This window comes from Reyranella humidisoli (genome assembly GCF_019039055.1).
In the GTDB taxonomy this organism is placed as follows: domain Bacteria; phylum Pseudomonadota; class Alphaproteobacteria; order Reyranellales; family Reyranellaceae; genus Reyranella; species Reyranella humidisoli.
This window is the reverse complement of sequence record NZ_JAHOPB010000001.1, coordinates 719,197-735,808: the sequence shown is the minus strand read 5'-3', so window position 1 is coordinate 735,808 and position 16,612 is coordinate 719,197. Positions and strand designations below refer to the sequence as shown.

14 protein-coding genes are annotated in these 16,612 nt (G+C 66.1%); 2 read left to right on the top strand and 12 right to left on the bottom strand.

The window, feature by feature from the left end; translation table 11 throughout:
* Positions 1-4: 4 nt before the first annotated feature.
* From KQ910_RS03605 to KQ910_RS03585, 5 genes are all read right to left on the bottom strand, one after another.
* A complete protein-coding gene (locus KQ910_RS03605) occupies positions 5-688 on the bottom strand; it encodes a 50S ribosomal protein L25/general stress protein Ctc (protein ID WP_216957113.1) in 684 nt (227 codons plus the stop codon).
* Positions 689-764: 76 nt separating this feature from the next.
* Positions 765-1,697 carry a ribose-phosphate pyrophosphokinase gene (locus KQ910_RS03600; protein WP_216957112.1) on the bottom strand — a complete coding sequence of 311 codons (933 nt, stop codon included), beginning with the start codon at positions 1,695-1,697 and terminating at the stop codon, positions 765-767.
* Positions 1,694-1,882, bottom strand: coding sequence for a hypothetical protein (locus tag KQ910_RS03595; RefSeq protein WP_216957111.1), 189 nt, complete (start codon positions 1,880-1,882; stop codon positions 1,694-1,696). Before KQ910_RS03595 ends, KQ910_RS03600 begins: the two co-directional genes overlap by 4 nt.
* 25 nt (positions 1,883-1,907) lie before the next feature.
* Positions 1,908-2,297 carry a RidA family protein gene (locus KQ910_RS03590; RefSeq protein ID WP_216957110.1) on the bottom strand — a complete coding sequence of 130 codons (390 nt, stop codon included), beginning with the start codon at positions 2,295-2,297 and terminating at the stop codon, positions 1,908-1,910.
* A gap of 86 nt (positions 2,298-2,383) precedes the next feature.
* Positions 2,384-3,853, bottom strand: coding sequence for a M81 family metallopeptidase (locus KQ910_RS03585; protein WP_216957109.1), 1,470 nt, complete (start codon positions 3,851-3,853; stop codon positions 2,384-2,386).
* A gap of 239 nt (positions 3,854-4,092) precedes the next feature.
* On the opposite strand from KQ910_RS03585, the gene KQ910_RS03580 reads away from it, so the two are divergent.
* Positions 4,093-5,442, top strand: a complete 1,350-nt coding sequence (locus tag KQ910_RS03580; RefSeq protein ID WP_216957108.1) for an MATE family efflux transporter — start codon at positions 4,093-4,095, stop codon at positions 5,440-5,442.
* On the opposite strand, the gene KQ910_RS03575 is transcribed toward KQ910_RS03580, so the two are convergent.
* Positions 5,439-7,067, bottom strand: coding sequence for an acyl-CoA dehydrogenase family protein (locus tag KQ910_RS03575; RefSeq protein ID WP_216957107.1), 1,629 nt, complete (start codon positions 7,065-7,067; stop codon positions 5,439-5,441). The genes KQ910_RS03580 and KQ910_RS03575 overlap by 4 nt on opposite strands.
* 69 nt (positions 7,068-7,136) lie before the next feature.
* Here KQ910_RS03575 and purB point away from each other — a divergent pair, with 69 nt between their 5' ends.
* Positions 7,137-8,546, top strand: coding sequence for an adenylosuccinate lyase (gene purB, locus KQ910_RS03570; protein WP_216957106.1), 1,410 nt, complete (start codon positions 7,137-7,139; stop codon positions 8,544-8,546).
* 49 nt (positions 8,547-8,595) lie between these two features.
* On the opposite strand, the gene KQ910_RS03565 is transcribed toward purB, so the two are convergent.
* From KQ910_RS03565 to KQ910_RS03540, 6 genes are all read right to left on the bottom strand, one after another.
* Complete coding sequence (locus tag KQ910_RS03565) at positions 8,596-10,227, bottom strand: ABC transporter ATP-binding protein (RefSeq protein ID WP_216957105.1); 1,632 nt, start codon at positions 10,225-10,227, stop codon at positions 8,596-8,598.
* Positions 10,227-11,162: an ABC transporter permease gene (locus KQ910_RS03560; protein WP_229600313.1), complete on the bottom strand. Its 936-nt coding sequence runs from the start codon at positions 11,160-11,162 to the stop codon at positions 10,227-10,229. Before KQ910_RS03560 ends, KQ910_RS03565 begins: the two co-directional genes overlap by 1 nt.
* The gene (locus KQ910_RS03555) at positions 11,159-12,100 is read right to left on the bottom strand and encodes an ABC transporter permease (protein WP_216957104.1); all 942 of its coding nucleotides are present in this window, start codon (positions 12,098-12,100) and stop codon (positions 11,159-11,161) included. Before KQ910_RS03555 ends, KQ910_RS03560 begins: the two co-directional genes overlap by 4 nt.
* Before the next feature lie 88 nt (positions 12,101-12,188).
* Positions 12,189-13,757, bottom strand: a complete 1,569-nt coding sequence (locus KQ910_RS03550; RefSeq protein ID WP_229600312.1) for an ABC transporter substrate-binding protein — start codon at positions 13,755-13,757, stop codon at positions 12,189-12,191.
* A 109-nt stretch (positions 13,758-13,866) separates the two neighbouring features.
* Entirely contained in the window at positions 13,867-15,453 is a 1,587-nt protein-coding gene (locus tag KQ910_RS03545; RefSeq protein WP_216957102.1) for an ABC transporter substrate-binding protein, read from the bottom strand.
* A 128-nt stretch (positions 15,454-15,581) separates the two neighbouring features.
* On the bottom strand, positions 15,582-16,559 hold the full coding sequence (locus KQ910_RS03540; protein ID WP_216957101.1) for a hypothetical protein: 978 nt from the start codon (positions 16,557-16,559) through the stop codon (positions 15,582-15,584).
* Between the last annotated feature and the right edge of the window lie 53 nt (positions 16,560-16,612).

Genomic DNA, 16,612 nt, shown 5'->3' with positions numbered 1-16,612 from the left:
CCTGTTACTTCTTCGCCGGAGCGGGCGCCTTGGCGCCTGCTGCCGGAGCCGCCGCCGCTGCACCCGCCGCCGGCGCCGCACCATCGGCCGGAGCCGCTTCCGTCGCGGCCGCTTCGCGGGCCACGGTCGGGGCGGCGATCGAGGCCACGGTCGCGTTCTTGTCGCGCGTCACGACCCGGACGCTCTCCGGGATGTTCAGCGTCGACATGTGGATCGAATGGCCGATCTCGAGACCGGTCAGGTCGACCTCGAAATACTCCGGAATGGAGCTGGCCTTGGTGCGCACGGTGATCTCGTGCAGCACCACGTTCAGCACGCCGCCGCGCTTGATGCCGGGCGACGCCAGCTCGTTGCGGAAGTGCACGGGCACCTGCACGGTGATGATCGACTCAGGCCCGATGCGCAGAAAGTCGAGATGGAGGGGCTTGTCCGTCACCGGATCGACCTGCACGTCGCGCGGCAGGACGTCGTAGTCCGTGCCATCGACGGCGATCTTCATCAGGTGATTGAAGTAGCCTTCCTTGTGAAGCTCGCGCTCGATCGTCTTCGGCTCGACGGCGATCATCACCGGGGGCTGCTTGTCGCCGTAGATCACGGCGGGAATCAGTCCATCGCGACGGCTGGAACGGGCGCCCCCTTTACCGGCCCGGTCCCGCATCTTCGCGACGACTTTGGTCGTCTCTGCCATCTCACATCTCCTTGGGTTGCTCTGTTATCGCGGCGTGGCCTCCAGGGGTGCCCATCGCCGGATCTCTTGAAATTCCTCAGTCGAACAAGCTCGAAACCGATGCCTCGTCGGTGATGCGCTTCATCGCCTCGGCCATCAGCGTCGCGATGCTGAGCGGCCGGATGTTCGGCGAGACGCGCACCGCCTCGGTCGGCATGATCGAATCGGTGATGACCATCTTCTCGAGCGGCGAGGCCGCGACGCGGGCCACCGCGCCGCCCGACAGCACGCCATGCGTGATGTAGGCGGAAACCGACTTGGCGCCCTGGTCCATCAGCGCGACCGCGGCGTTGCACAGCGTGCCGCCCGAATCGACGATGTCGTCGATCAGGATGCAGTCGCGGTTCTTCACGTCGCCGATCACGTTCATCACTTCGCTGACGCCGGCGGCTTCGCGGCGCTTGTCGATGATTGCGAGGTCGGCGTCGATGCGCTTGGCGATGGCGCGGGCGCGTACCACGCCGCCGGTGTCGGGCGACACGACGGTCAGGCTGCGGTTGGAGAAGGTCTCCTTGATGTCCTTCGAGAAGACCGGGCCGGCGTAGAGATTGTCGAGCGGGATGTCGAAGAAGCCCTGGATCTGGCCGGCATGCAGGTCGAGCGTCAGCACGCGATGGGCGCCGGCATGAGTGATCAGGTTGGCGACCAGCTTGGCCGAGATCGGCGTGCGCGAGCCGGTGCGACGGTCCTGGCGGGCGTAGCCGTAGTAGGGGATCACCGCGGTGATGCGGCGGGCCGAGCTGCGGCGCAGCGCATCGATGGTAATCAGCAGTTCCATCAGATGGTCGTTGGCCGGGAAGCTGGTCGACTGGATGACGAAAACATCCTCGCCGCGCACGTTTTCCAGGATCTCGACGAAGATCTCGTTGTCCGAGAACCGGCGAATATTGGCCTTCACCAGCGGCAGGGCCAGCTTGGCGGAAATGGCTTCGGCCAGCGGTCGATTGCTGTTGCCGGTGAGAATCTTCATGGATCGCGTCCCTCGCGCCGGGGCGGGAAATCGTTAAGCCGTTGATCTAAAACGACAAAACGGCCATCCCGGGCCGCGACGGGGCGGAACATACCAATGAGTCGAAGGTCTGTAAACGCCCTGCAATGCGGGGTTTTCGCCGCCTCGGCAAGGCGCAGCACGCGGCGCGGTTCGAAGGTCGCCATGCCTCCCTCCGCGTCGCCAATGAGGTCACTTCCTCTGCGGCGCGTAGAAGACGCTGTCGATCTCGATGATGTCGCCGTCGAACAGTTTCCTGGCCTCGAACATGGTGCGCGGCGGGTAGGGCGGCTTGCCCCAGAGTTCGGCCTGCACCTTGTCGACCAGCGGTGCGACCGTGGCGAGGTCGCTCACGTAGATCGTGAGCCGCACGCAGTCCTGCAGGCTGGCGCCTTCCGACTGGGCGATCAGCCTGATGTTCAGGAAGGCCTGGCGGATACGCGCCTCGTTGCCCTCGACCAGCTTGTTGGTCGCCGGATCGACGCCCTGCATACCGGCGACGAAGACGAAGTCGCCGGCCCGGGCGCCGAGGCTCCAGGTGCCCTCGGCCTTGATGGCGCCGGGCGGGCTGAGTGTCCGCACGCCGTTGGGCGAAAGGGCAGGTGACGACTGTGCTGCGGCGAGGCTTGCCGTCGCCGTAGCCACAAGGCTTGCGAGGGCGAGATGCCTCACGCGTGCGGGTTGGCGACGAAGGGCCACTGCGTCTTGTCGGCCTTGGTGTAGGGCAGCAGCGACCAGTCCGGCACCAGCGCGCCGGGGGCGGCGACATAGACCACCTCGCTGGCGATCGGGGCGTAGGCGGCATGGAAGTGCTGCATCGACTTCACGACGACGACTTTCTTGGTCGAGGGGTCGATGCCGAGCTTGGTGAAGCAGTCGAGGCTGTGGCACTGCGAGCGCTTGGTGTTGACGATCACGGTCACGCCCTCGATCTGCAGGGCGGCCACGTCGCCGATCGGGTTGGTGCCCTTGCGGGCGCCGCCGAACTGGATGAACACGTCCTTCTCAAGCTTCAGCACCCTGGCGCGTGCGTCGATCGGCGGGCCGGACTGCGGCCCGAGCTTGCCGCCCAGCCGAATGTCGAGCTCGGCGCCTTCGCCCACCTCGAAGGCGAGCTTCACGGCACCGGGATCCCAGAACATGGCGATGGCCGCGTCCTTCACCTTGCCGTCGAGCAGCGACTTCAGGATGAAGGTCGAATCCGAGGCAGCACCACCGCCGGCATTGTCCGACACGTCGGCCAGCACCATCGGCTTGGGCAGGTTGTGCGAACTGACCCTCGCCATGGCGGCCTCCAGCGTCACGTAGGGCGGCTGCGTCGCCTGGCGCATGGCGAAGAATTCCTGGCCGAGTTCCTTGGCGAGCTTCTCCGCCTTGGCCTTGTCGCCGTCGGTGACGGCGATGATGCGGCTGCTCATCTCCTTGATGTCGGACCACGGGAAACCGTGGGCGACGGAGAGCGAGAGCACGCCGTCCTTGCCTTCCATTGCCATCAGCTTGTCGACGAAGCCGCGCATCGGCTCGCGCGTGGTGTGAAACACGCCGATCATGCGGCAGTCCCAGGTGGCCATCACCGGCCTTGTGCGGCCCTCGATGGCGCCTTCCATGACGTTGAACAGGTCGTCGGCGCGGTCCGACACGTCGACATGCGGGTATTCCTTGAAGAGGACCAGCGCCGTTGCGTCGCGCATCGTGCCTTCGCCGACGTTGCAATGAAGGTCGAGCTCGACGCCGACCGGAACATCCGGCCCGACGACCTTGCGCACATGGGCCAGCAGGTCGCTTTCGCAATCGTCGTAGCCCTCGGCCACCATGGCGCCGTGCATCGACAGGAACACCGCGTCGACCGGCATCGCCGCCTTGAGATCGGCGACGATCTCGTCGCGGAACGCCTCATAGACCTTCTTCACGGTCTTGCCGGCCGGCTGGGCGAAGGCGCAGAGGCTCTCGACCACCTGCCATCCCTTGGCCTCGGAGCGCTTGCGCCAGACGTCGAGCGGTGCACCGAACATGGGGACGTTCTTGCCGTAGCTGCCCTTGCGGAAGAGGCAGGTCTCCTCGAACAGGCCGTGCCCGGTCGGGATCGACGCGAAGGTATTGGTCTCCGTGCCGAGGCACGCGGTGAAGATCTTCTTCATTGGAACGAGTTACTCGCTGAACATTGGCTGGAAAGCTGGCGTCGGAGTGTACCGGCGCGGCACCGTCGGGCAAAGCGGTCAGCTTGTCGGCGCGCGCATGCGAGGTCATAGTGCTAGCCGCTTCGGAGACTCCGCACATGAGCCGACGACTTTAACGATCCCTCATTGCCAGTCCCGCCAGGGACCTGGTGCATCGTTACCGCCGTTACCGCCGTTGCCGCTCCAGCCGGAATTCCCTCGTGTCCCATCCTCTCCTCGTCGCGCCCATCGGGCGTTCGCTGCTGCGGCTCGCCGGTCCCACGACTGCTTTCATGGTGGTGCAGATCGCCGTCGTGCTGGCCGAGATCTGGCTGATCGGGCGGCTGGGCAGCGGGGCGCTGGCGGCCTTCGCGCTGGTCTATCCCTTCGTCGTCATGGTGATGAACGTCTCCTCGGGTGGGCTGGGCGGCGCCGTCGCCGCGTCCATGGCGCGCGCGCTGGGCGGCGGCCGGCGCGAGGATGCCCAGGCGCTGGTCATCCACGCGATGACGCTGGCGCTTGTCTTTGCCGCGCTCTGCATGCTGTTCGCATGGACGGCGGCGCCGCTCCTCTACCGCATGATGGGCGGCGAGGGCGCCGTGCTGCAGCAGGCGCGCGCCTACAGCGATCTCTGGTTCAGCCTCGGCGTTCTCGTCTGGGCGACCAACTTCACGTCGGCCATCCTGCGGGGCGTGGGCAACACGGTCCTGGCGGCGCGCTTCGGCGTCGTGGGCTCGGCGGTCTACGTGCCATTGTCGGCGCTGCTGGGGCTGGGCATCGGTGGCTGGCCCGGCTGGGGGCTCGCGGGCTTCGCGGCTGCAGGCGTCGCGGCCTCTGCCGTGTCGCTTGCCTTGACGGCGCGCGCGATCTGGGGCGGCCGGCTGGGCTTCGTGCCGTCGCTCGGCGGTCGCGGTCTGCAGCGCCGCCTGTTCGCGGAAATCATGGGCGTCGGCCTCGCCTCCTCGGCCGTCACGGTGGTCGGCGGCATCGGCACGATGGTGCTGACCGGTCTGGTCGGCCGCTTCGGCACGTCGGCGCTGGCGGGCTACGCCATCGGCTCGAGGCTGGAGAATCTTATGGGCGCGATTTCCTACGGGATTGGCACCGGGATGCTGACGCTGATCGGCGTCGCCGCCGGCGCCGACGGCTGGGCGCGCGCGCGTCGCATCGCCTGGACCGGCAGCCTGTTTGCCGCCGGGGTGATCGGCACGATCGGCGGCGCGATCGCGCTCCTGCCGGAGCAATGGTCGCTGCTGTTCACGAGCGATCCCGCAACGATCGCCGCCTGCGTCGGCTATCTCACGCGCGCGGCGCCCTTCTACATCCTCTACGGCCTTGGTCTGACGCTGCATTTCGGCAGCCAGGGCGCCGGCCGCATGACCGTGCCGGTCGCGGCCGTGCTGGTGCGGCTGGTCGTTACCGTCGGCGGCGGCTGGCTCGCGATCGAGCTGGGGCAGGGGCTCGATGCGCTGTTCTGGGCGATGGGAATCGGGCTCGCCGTCTACGGCGTCGTGATGGGCGGCATGCTGTTGCTGCGGCCCTGGCAGTCGCGCCTTCCCGCGAAGCGCTAGGCCGCCAGCGCGCGGTCCATCAGTGCCGTCTCGCTGCCAACGAGATCGGCGCTGCCGAACTGCGCGAAGGGCGAGCCGCCAAGGCGTGTCTCGGCATAGAGGGCGGCGAAGGGGGAGCCTGCTTCGACCAGCGCCGCCACGGCGGCGAGCTTGGCCAGGCTCTCGCAGACGAAACGCGCGCGGCGTTCGGCTTCGCCCGACTTCAACACCTGCTCCAGCGCTTGCGCCAACGGGCCGGCCTTGAAGGCCTGGTCGGCGGTGCGCACCAGCCGTGAGAGCGTGTCGGTGGCGGCTTCGGGATGGCGGCCAGCAGCGCGCAGCACGTCGAGCGCCATGACGTTGCCAGAGCCTTCCCAGATGGCATTAAGCGGCGATTCGCGGAAGTAGCGCGCCAGCGGCAGGTCCTCGGTGTAGCCGTTGCCGCCCAGGCACTCGAGCGATTCATAGACGAGCTGCGGCGTGCTCTTGCAGACGAGGAACTTCACCGCGGGCGTGAGCAGCCGCGCATAGGCGGCCTCGCGCGGATCGTGGGCCGCATGCTCGGCGGCGCGGACGAGGCGGAAGACCAGCGCGACCTGCGCTTCGAGCTCCAGCGCCATGTCGGCCGTGACGGACCGCATCGAAGGCTGGTCGGCCAGCCGCCGCTGGAAGACCGAACGGTTGCGGATGTGATGCATCGCCTGGCTGAGCGCGATGCGCGACTGGCCGGCCGAGGCGATGGCGCAGTCGAGACGCGTCAGGTTCACCATCTCGATGATGGTGCGGATTCCGCCGCCCTCTGGGCCGACCCTCTCGGCCCAGGCGTCGTGGAACTCGACCTCGGAGGAGGCATTGGATTTGTTGCCGAGCTTGTCCTTCAGCCGCTGGAAGCGGATCGTGTTCTGCGAGCCATCCGGCCGGTAACGCGGCATCAGGTAACAGGTGAGGCCGCCTTCTGCTTGGGCGAGCACGAGGAAGGCGTCGCACATCGGCGCCGACATGAACCATTTGTGGCCGCTGATCTCGACATGGTCGCCATGTGCGGTGGCGCTCGTGATGTTGGCGCGCACGTCGGTGCCGCCCTGGCGCTCGGTCATGCCCATGCCCAGCGTGACGCCGTTCTTCTCCCACCAGGGCAGAGGGCGCGGATCGTAGGTGCGGGTCTGGATCTTCGGCAGCCACTTCGCAAGCAGCGCCGGCTCGGACCGCAGCGCGCCCAGACAGGCATGCGTCATGGTGATCGGGCACATATGGCCGCTCTCTGCCTGCGTCGCGAGATAGAGGCGGACCGCGCGGGCCGACATCGGCGCCGGACGGTCGCTGCCGTCATGGGCGGAGGCGTGGATGCCGTGGCCGATGCTCTTCTGCATCAACGCGTGATAGGCGGGATGGAACTCGACCAGATCGAGGCGGTTGCCCTTGCCGTCCATGGTGCGGAGCTTCGGCGGGTTCTCGTTGGCCATCCGCCCGAGATCGAGCGTGTCGCTGGCGCCGTAGTCCTTTCCGCAGGCCGACAGGGAAGCGAGGTCGAGGCCCGCCCGCATCGCCGCGTCGGCCAAAGGCCGGTCGGCCGAGAACAGGTCGACGTCGCCGAAGCCCGGCGACTGGTTGAACGAGGCGTCTTCGAGGAAGCCTGAGATGCTCATCGGGCCAGTCTGACCCCCCTGTCCCGGGGAGGGCAAGCAGCCGGCCGCCGGCTGTGCTATGTGGCCGGCATGCAGCTCGATTCCCTTACCGCCGTTAGCTCCATCGACGGCCGCTATCGCACCACCTCCGAGGCGCTGGCAGGCTATTTCAGCGAGTACGCGCTCATGAAGGCGCGCGTCGTCGTGGAGTGCGAATATCTCGCCGCCCTCTCCGAGACCAGGGGCGTCGGCATGCGCCCGCTCACGGCGGCCGAGACGGCCCTGCTGAAGGCATTGCCCGACATCTCGATCGAGGATGCGCGGATCATCCGCAAATTCGAGCGCGAGGGTCATGCCGGCATCCCCGCCACCAATCACGACGTCAAGGCGGTCGAGTACTTCATCAAGCTGAAGCTCAAGGGATCGAGCCTGGCCGACGTGCTGGAATGGGTGCATTTCGCGCTCACCTCCGAGGACGTGAACAGCACCGCCCACGCGCTCTGCCTGCGCGGCGCCGTCGAGATGGTCATGCTGCCGTCGCTCGCGAAGGTCGCGAAGGAGATCGAGGGCCTCGCCCGGCGGCACGCCGACACCGCCATGCTGGCGCGCACCCACGGGCAGAGCGCGACGCCCACCACCTTCGGCAAGGAGATGAACGTCTTCGCGACGCGTCTTGCCCGTCAGGTCGCCTATCTCGGCAGCAACCCCGTGCTGGTGAAGTGGGGCGGCCCCACGGCCAACTACAACGCCCAGATGGTGGCGCTGCCGCAGGTCGACTGGCTGGCGTTTGCGCACACCTTCGTGGAACGCCTCAACCGCCCGGGATCGGCCGGCGGGCATTCCGTGCGCCTCGCGCTGAACGAAGTGACGACCCAGATCGAGCCGCACGACACGTTCGCGGAAATGTTCGATGCGCTCCGCCGCATCAACACCATCCTGATCGACCTGTCGCAGGACATGTGGCGCTACATCTCCGACGGCTGGGTGACCCAGAAGCCGAAGGAAGGCGAGATCGGCTCGTCGGCCATGCCGCACAAGGTCAATCCCATCGACTTCGAGAATGCCGAGGGCAATTTCGGCGTGGCCAACGCTCTGTTCGAGCATCTGTCGCGCAAGCTGCCGATCTCGCGCCTGCAGCGCGATCTTTCGGACTCTACGGTCGCCCGCACGTTCGGCACCGCCTTCGCGCATGCGTTGATCGGCTATGGCGCGCTGCTGCGCGGGTTCGGCAAGGTGAGCGTCAACGAACCGGCCCTGCAGGAGGCGCTGATGGCGCATCCGGAAGTCCTGGCCGAAGCGATCCAGACGATGCTGCGCGTGGCCGAGGTCGAGATGCCGTACGAGAAGCTGAAGGCGCTGACGCGCGGCCGGCAGGTCACGCTGCAGGACTTCGCGACCTTCATCGACGGGCTCGATGTCGCGCCCGACCTGAAGGCACGACTGCGTTTGCTCCGGCCCGAGACCTATACCGGCCTGGCTGGCCTGCTCGCGAGAAAGTAGGTCGCTTCACGCCGCTCTCCCCCTTTGCAGGGGAGGGCGGCGCAGAAGATCAGGCGGCGAACTTGCCGAATTCCCAGTGGCGGCCAGGCGCGGCGGCGAACAGGGCCTTGGTGTAGTCGTCCTTGGGCGAGCCGAAGACCTGCTCGGCCGAGCCGTACTCGACGACGCGGCCCTTGCTCATCACGGCGACATAGTCGCAGATCTGCGCAGCGACGCGCAGGTCGTGGGTGATGAACAGCACCGCGAGATTCAGCCGGACGCGGATCTCGTCCAGCAGCTCCAGCACCTGCTTCTGCACCGACACGTCGAGCGCCGAGACGGCCTCGTCGGCGATCAGCAGCTCCGGTTCCATGGCGAGCGCGCGCGCGATGCAGATGCGCTGGCGCTGGCCGCCGGAGAACTGGTGGGGGTAGCGGTCGAGCGAGTTGGGATCGAGACGCACCGTCTCCATCAGCTTGCGCGCCCGGGCCATCGCCTCGTCACGCTTGATGCCGAAGTTCATCGGTCCTTCGATGATGAACTCGCCCACGGTGATGCGCGGGTTCATCGAACGGTAGGGATCCTGGAAGACGATCTGCACGCGCCGGCGATGCGGGCGGAGCTTTCTGGCCGACATGGTGGCGATCTCGGTGTCGCCGATATAGACCTTGCCTTCGGACGGATCGATCAGGCGCGCGATGCAGCGCGCCACGGTCGACTTGCCAGAGCCGGATTCGCCCACGATGCCCAGCGTTTCGCCGCGGCGGATGTCGAGGTCGACGTCGATGGCAGCCTTCACGACGCGCGCCTTCTGGAAGAAGGCGTTGCCGGAGTAGGTCTTGCCGAGCTTCTCGGTACGCAGGATGGTGACACCGTCGCGCCGCACGCCGCGGTGGACGGGCGTGATGGACGGCACCGACGAGATCAGCATCTTGGTGTAGCCCTGCACCGGCCGCGACAGGATCTGCTCTGTCGGACCCATCTCCACCAGTTCGCCCCAGCGCAGGACGGCGACGCGATGGGCAATCTCGGCAACGACGCCGAAATCGTGGGTGATGAACAGCACGCCGGTGCCCTGGCCCGCCTGCAGCTCGGCGACGAGCTTCAGGATCTCGGCCTGGGTGGTGACGTCGAGCGCCGTGGTCGGCTCGTCGGCGATCAGCAGCACGGGGTCGAGCACCAGCGCCATGGCGATCATGATGCGCTGGCGCTGGCCGCCCGAGAGCTGGTGTGGGAACGAGCCGTAGATGCGCTCGGGCTCCGGCAGCTTCACGCGGGCCAGGATGGCGATGATCTTGGCCTTGCGCGTCTCGGGGTCGAGGTTGGTGTGGGTGTTCAGCACCTCGTCGATCTGCTCGCCGCAGGTCATGACGGGATTGAGCGCCGTCATCGGCTCCTGGAAGATCATCGACATGCGCGTGCAGCGCAGTTCGCGCAGCCGGTCCTCGCTGGCCGCGAGGATGTTCTCGCCCTCGAGCAGGATCTCGCCCGAGGTCGGCTTCAGCGCCTTGGCCAGCAGGCCCATGACGGTGAAGGCGATCACCGACTTGCCCGAGCCCGATTCGCCCACGAGGCAGACGATCTCGCCGGGATTGACGGTGAAGCTCACTTTCTCGACGGCATGTACGCGGTCGCCGCCCTTGGGCAGGGCGACGCTCAGGTTGCGGACTTCGAGAACGGGTCTCTTGGTTTCGGTCGACATCAGACTTTCTTGCTCATTTTGGGATCGAGCGTGTCGCGCAGACCGTCGCCCATGATGTTGATGGCCAGCACCGTCAAGGCAAGGAAGATGCCGGGATAGAGGATGTTGTGCGGGAACACGCGGAACAGCGTGCGGCCCTCGGCCATGATGTTGCCCCAGCTCGGGATTTCCGGCGGGATGCCGATGCCGAGGAACGACAGAGCGGCTTCGGTCAGGATTGCCGCGGCGGCCAGGAAGGTGCCCTGCACGATCAGCGGCGCCACCGTGTTGGGCAGGATGTGGCGGAACATCAGGATCCAGGTCGGAGTGCCGACCGAAATCGCGCCTTCGACATAGGGCTCCTCGCGCACCGTCAGCACGATCGAGCGCACCAGGCGCACGACTCTGGGCACGTCAGGCACGACGATGGCGAAGACCACCGTGATGAGGCCGGCGCGCCAGATCGAGACGAGGGCGATCGCGAGCAATATGCCCGGGATCGCCATCAACCCATCCATGATGCGCATGATAATCCCGTCGGCCCAGCGGATGTATCCGGAGACGAGGCCGATCACCATGCCGATGGCCACGGAGATGACCGAAACGGCGACGCCGACGGCCAGGGAGACGCGCGCGCCGTAGAGCACGCGGCTGTATATGTCGCGGCCCAGGCTGTCGGTGCCCATGATGGCCACACGCTTGAGGGTCTGTCCGTCGTCGAGGCGGTAGGTGATCTCCGTGCCCGGCTTCTTGTTGCGGGACGCCGGGTCAATGCGGGTCGGGTCCACGGTGCCGAGGAACGGCGCCAGGATGGCGATCAGCAGCATTGTGAGCAGGATGACGCCGCCGAAGATGACGTTCGGGTTGCGGAGGGCAACGAGCCAGAGGCTCTTGCGCTTGGTCGCTGCCGCCGCAATGGAGGCGGAGTCGACGACTTCTTCTGTGATCGCGCTCAATACCGGATCCTCGGGTCGAACAGGGTGTAGCTGATGTCGATGAGCAGGTTGATCACGACATAGACGACGGAGAAGAGAAGAATGACGGTCTGGATGGTCGGGAAATCGCGGCTCAGTACCGCCTCGACCGTGAGACGACCGAGGCCGGGCAGGCCGAAGACGCTTTCCGTGACCACCGCGCCGCCGATCAGAATGGCGATGCCGAGGCCGATCACGGTGAGGATCGGCACGGCGGCGTTGCGCAGCGCATGGCGCATCAGCACGACACGGTTGGACAGGCCCTTGGCGCGGGCGGTTCGGATGTAATCCTCGTTCAGCACCTCGAGCACCGAGGCGCGCGTGATGCGAGAGATCAGCGCCACGAAGCCGACCGAGAGGGTGAGCGACGGCAGGACCATGCGTTCGGCGAACTGCCAGAAGTTGACGCCGATGCGCACATAACCCTGCACCGGCAGCCAGCCGAGTTCGATGGCGAAGACATAGATCAGGCAGTAGCCGATGACGAAGCCGGGTACCGAGAAGCCCAGCACCGAGAAGCCCATCACCGCCTTGTCGATCAGGGAGCCCTGGCGGTAGGCGGCCATGACGCCGATCGGCACGGAGATGCTGACGGCGAAGACCAGCGTGCAGATCGCCAGCGCCAGCGTCGGCTCGACGCGCTGGGCGATCAGCTCGGCGACGGTTTTCTTGAAGAAGAAGCTTTCGCCGAAATTGCCCTGCAGCACGTTGCCGATCCAGATGGCGAACTGCGTCCAGATCGGCTCGTCGAGCCCGAGCTTGTTGCGGATGTCGGCGATCTGGTCCGAGGTGGCGTTGTCCCCGGCGATGACCGCGGCGGGGTCGCCCGGCGTCAATCGCAGCATGAGGAAGACGAAGACAGCCACCACCGCGAGCACCGGGATGATGGCTATGAGACGACGAGCAATGAAGTCGAGCATATTCCCTCTACTTGTCACCCCGAGCGAAGCGAGAGGTCTCGTTTCGCTCGGGAGATAACGGTGCGGCCGCCGGCTGGCGGCCCCACCGTCACTTCTTCTCTATGTTCCACATCACCGGAACCGGCGCCTTCAGCCAGCCCGAGACGTTGGAGCGCATGGCGCCGGGTCCGTACCATTGGCCGACCCAGCCATACTGCGCAGTTTGCAAGGCCCGGGCCTGAACGGCGGCGGCGAGCGCCTTGTTCTTCGCGGGGTCGGTTTCCTTGGCGTAGGCGTCGCGCAGCTTTTCCATCTCCGGATCGGTCGGCCAGCCGAACCATGCCTTGTCGCCGTTCGCGACCATGTAGGAGGTCGAGATCGGGTTCAGGATGTCCGCTGCCACCGAGAATGTGTGGAACAGGTTCCAGCCGCCCTGACTCACGGGACCCTTGTTGGTTCGACGCGTGACGACGGTTTGCCAGTCCATCGACTGCATGTCGACCTTGAAGCCACCCTGTTCGAGCAGTGCCTTTGTCACAGGAGCCATGTTGGTGAGAACCGGCAGGGTCGTCGACTGCAGCAGCACGATCGGCGTGCCGTCGTAGCCGGCTTCCTTGAGCAGCGCCTTCGACTTCTCGAAGTTCGGCTTCACGAACAGGTCGCCCGGCGCGTCGACGGCGTTGGGCGTGCCGCAGATGAAGGCCGCGGTGCAGACCTTGTAGAATTCCGGCTCGCCGACGGTCGCCTTGAGGTAGTCCTCCTGGCGGATGCTCAGCAGCGCGGCTTCGCGGATCTTCGGATTGTTGAACGGCGGCTGGAGCCAGTTCATGCGGAAGATGAACTGGTGGCCGAGCGGGTTCCAGTTGAAGAGCGTGACGCCCTTTTCCTTCTTCAGGATCGGGATCAGGTCGTGCGGCGGCTGCTCGATGACGTCGATCTCGCCGGCGGCGATGGCGTTCACCTGCTGCTGCGGATCGGGCATCTCGATGATCTCGACGCGGTCGACCTTCACGACCTTGCCGCCGGCCAGACCCGAGGGCGGCTCGGCGCGCGGCTTGTACTTGGCGTTCTTGGTGTAGACGTGCTTCTCGCCGGGCTTGGACTCGGCGTTCATGTAGATGAACGGGCCGGAGCCGATCTGGCTGTCGATCTGCTTGAAGGGATCGGTGTCGGCGACCCGCTTCGGCATCATGAACGGAACCTGCGAAGACGGCTTGCCCAGCGAATCGAGCACCAGACCGTACGGCTCCTTCAGCACCATCTGGAAGGTCTTGGGATTGACCTCCTTGAACTCCTTGACGAAGTCCATGAGCTTCTGGCCCATCGAGTCGCGCGCGCCCCAGCGCTTGATCGAGGCGATGCAGTCCTCGGACGTCACCGGCTTGCCGTCATGCCATTCGAGGCCGTCGCGCAGGGTGAAGGTCCACACCGTCTTGTCGGCGGAGACTTCGTACTTGTCGACCATCTGTGGCTTGATGGCATTGTTCTCGTCGGAGGCGAACAGCGTGTCGTAGACGAGATAGCCGTGGTTGCGGGTGACGTAGGCCGTCGTCCAGATCGGATCGAGGATCGTCAGGTTGCCGTTCTGGACGAACTTGATGACCTTGCCCTGGGCCAGCGCTGGCCCCGCACTCGACAGGATCGCTCCGGCAAGCATCGCCGCAAGCGTACGCTTCATAACTTTTTTCATCGTGCCCCCTTCGGGTTTCTTCCCCATCGAGAAAGGCGGGGATCGCCCGCCTTCGTCGATGGGCGCGCGGGGCCCGGAGACCCCGCGCGCTGATCGGCTACTTCTTGGTGACGTTCCAGAACACGGGAACGGGGGCCGTCAGGTTGCCGTCGATGTTGGCGCGACGTGCCAGCGGCGCGTACCACTGGCCGACGTTGATATGCGTCGGATGATTGACCCAATACTTCTGCAGATCCTCGACGATCTGCTTCTGTTTCGCCGGGTCCGTCTCCTTGGCGAACTGGTCGCGGAACTTCTCGATCGTCGCGTCGCACGGCCAGCCGAACATGGCCTTGTCGCACGAGGCGTTGAAGAAGCCGGCCATCACCGGATTGAGGATGTCGGCGGCGACCCAGGAGGTGAGGAAGGCGTGCCAGCCGCCGGCATTCGGCGGGTCCTTCTTGACGCGGCGCGCGACCAGCGTCTGCCAGTCCATCGACACCATATCGACCTTGAAGCCTGCCCGCTCCAGCTGTGCCTTGGCGACCGGCGCGAGGTTGGTCAGGACCTGCAGGTCGGTCGAATGCATCAGCACGATCGGCGTGCCGTCATAGCCGGCCTCGGTCAGGAGCTGCTTGGCCTTGGCGGCGTTGCCGTTCAGCACGTCCGCCATGCCGGCATCGGTGGCGAGCGGCGTGCCGCACACGAACGGCGCCTTGCAGACCTTGAACCACTGCGGGTCGCCGATCGTGGCCTTGAGGAAGTCCTCCTGCGCGAAGGCCACGAACACGGCGTGACGGATCTTCGCGTTGTCGAACGGCTTGGCCGTGCTGTTGAAGCGGAACGTGTACTGGTTGCCGGTCGGGTTGAAGCTGACCAGCTTGACGTTCTTGTCCTTCGCCAGCAGCGGCAGCAGGTCATGGCCGGGCGATTCGATCATGTCGATCTCGCCGTTCTGCAGGGCGCCGACCTGCGTCTGGATGTCGGGCATCGCGATCCATTCGACGCGATCGACCTTGACCACCTTGCCGCCGGCCAGTCCGTTGGCGGGCTCGCTGCGCGGCTTGTACTTGGTGTTCTTGACGTAGACGATCTTCTCGCCGGGCTTCCATTCGTCGCCCTTGAACACGAACGGCCCGGAGCCGATCACGTCCTCCAGCTTGATCTGCTGCATCGGATCGGTTTCGGCCGTCTTCTTCGGCATCATGAACGGCACGTTCGACGACGGCTTGCCGAGCGACTGGAGCACCAGACCGTACGGCTCCTTCATCTTCAGCTTGAAAGTCTTGGCATCGACGACTTCGAGGCCCTCGGCCGATGCCATCATCTTCTGGCCCATCGAGTCGCGCGCGGCCCAGCGCTTGATCGAGGCGACACAATCCTCGGCGGTGACCGGCTTGCCGTCGTGCCACTCGAGGCCGTCACGCAATGTGAAGGTCCAGGTGAGCTTGTCCGCCGACACGTCGTACTTTTCGACCATCTGCGGCTTCACGTCGAACTTCTCGTCCATCGCGAAGAGCGTGTCCCACACCATGTAGCCGTGGTTGCGCTGGATGTAGGCAGTGGTCCAGATCGGATCGAGAATCTTCACGTCCGAGTGCATCACGACCTTTAGTGTCTGCGCCTGTGCCGGCGCAGTGGCCATCAGCCCGCCGACGCTGGCCGCGGCGACGATCGCCAATGCCGATTTCCTGAACGAAAACATGCTTGTTGTGCTCCCTGTCTCGCGCCCCGTTCGTGCGTTGTGAAGTCTTGCAAGAATCGAGCCGCCCCGAGAGACAGTAGCAGCCGGGAGCCCCCCTCTGACAAGCCGATTCACACGCTGCGCGGAGGTCAGCGCCGCAGGTTGATCGCCTTTTCGAGCAGTTCCAGCACGCCTTCGGACGCGGCCGAGGCAACGATGTCGCCGAATCCCGCCCACGATCCCTTGGCTGCCGCCATCGGCACGGGGTTGGACTGTTCGATGTCGCCGATCACCTTGCCGGCCGGGTCCTTGACAACCCATTTGACGACGAGCCTTCCGGTGCGCTCGTCGATCTGGGTCAGGCTCACGGTGCCGGCGACGGAGAAGGCCTCGCTGTCCGCCTGGTCGACGATCACCAGCTTGCTCGATCCCAGGGCACGCCGCATGCCCGAGGTGAGCTGGCGATTGCCGTCGGAGGGCGCTCCGGTGACCTGCGCCACGAACACCTTCAGCTGCGGCTCGGCGGGTTTGGCCGCGACCGGCGTGGGGGTGGTCGTGCTCGTCGGCACGGCGCCGTCGGGCGGCGGCGCCGCCGCCGGATCGGGCGGGAATTCGTAGGGGATCGTGATGCCGGCGGCGACCTGGCCCGGCGCTTTTGGAATGAAATTGGGCGGTTTGCCGATCAGGGTCGCGACCCGGGGCGCGGCTTGCTGGGCGATGCGCGAAATCAGTCGTTCGGCCTGCTGGGCATAGTCTTCGGGCGGCGCGCGCGTCTTGACGGTCGCGGGCTCGTCGGTCCGCGGCCTGCCGTGGATGCGCCAGTCGACCTGGACCTCGATCGACATGCCGGCGTCGCGCGTGCTCATCACGCCTTCGATCTGGATGGGCGCCTCGGCCGGCGCCACGGCAGCGACGATGCCGTAGGACTGGAGTTCGATCGCGAGGGCCGCGGCAACCCGCTCGCCCATTTCCGGGGGCATGTTGCGCGGCGGGCTGATTGCCACCTCGACCTTGTCGCGCAGCTGCCGGCCGTAGGAGATTTTCGATGGGTCGTGCTCGAAGGGCCTCGGTGTTCCGCCGCACGCCGCAAGGGCGAGCAGGCAGAGCAGCATCACAACATGGCGCATGTCGCAACGACCCCGAGCAGGCAGCAGAACATCAGGATGATGAAGTAGGGCAC

Coding starts and splice junctions, on each gene's coding strand:
- KQ910_RS03605 (WP_216957113.1), bottom strand. CDS start 688: ATGGCAGAGACGACCAAAGTCGTCGCGAAGATGCGGGACCGGGCCGGT.
- KQ910_RS03600 (WP_216957112.1), bottom strand. CDS start 1,697: ATGAAGATTCTCACCGGCAACAGCAATCGACCGCTGGCCGAAGCCATT.
- KQ910_RS03595 (WP_216957111.1), bottom strand. CDS start 1,882: ATGGCGACCTTCGAACCGCGCCGCGTGCTGCGCCTTGCCGAGGCGGCG.
- KQ910_RS03585 (WP_216957109.1), bottom strand. CDS start 3,853: ATGAAGAAGATCTTCACCGCGTGCCTCGGCACGGAGACCAATACCTTC.
- KQ910_RS03575 (WP_216957107.1), bottom strand. CDS start 7,067: ATGAGCATCTCAGGCTTCCTCGAAGACGCCTCGTTCAACCAGTCGCCG.
- purB (WP_216957106.1), top strand. CDS start 7,137: ATGCAGCTCGATTCCCTTACCGCCGTTAGCTCCATCGACGGCCGCTAT.
- KQ910_RS03565 (WP_216957105.1), bottom strand. CDS start 10,227: ATGTCGACCGAAACCAAGAGACCCGTTCTCGAAGTCCGCAACCTGAGC.
- KQ910_RS03555 (WP_216957104.1), bottom strand. CDS start 12,100: ATGCTCGACTTCATTGCTCGTCGTCTCATAGCCATCATCCCGGTGCTC.
- KQ910_RS03550 (WP_229600312.1), bottom strand. CDS start 13,757: ATGAAGCGTACGCTTGCGGCGATGCTTGCCGGAGCGATCCTGTCGAGT.
- KQ910_RS03545 (WP_216957102.1), bottom strand. CDS start 15,453: ATGTTTTCGTTCAGGAAATCGGCATTGGCGATCGTCGCCGCGGCCAGC.
- KQ910_RS03540 (WP_216957101.1), bottom strand. CDS start 16,559: ATGCGCCATGTTGTGATGCTGCTCTGCCTGCTCGCCCTTGCGGCGTGC.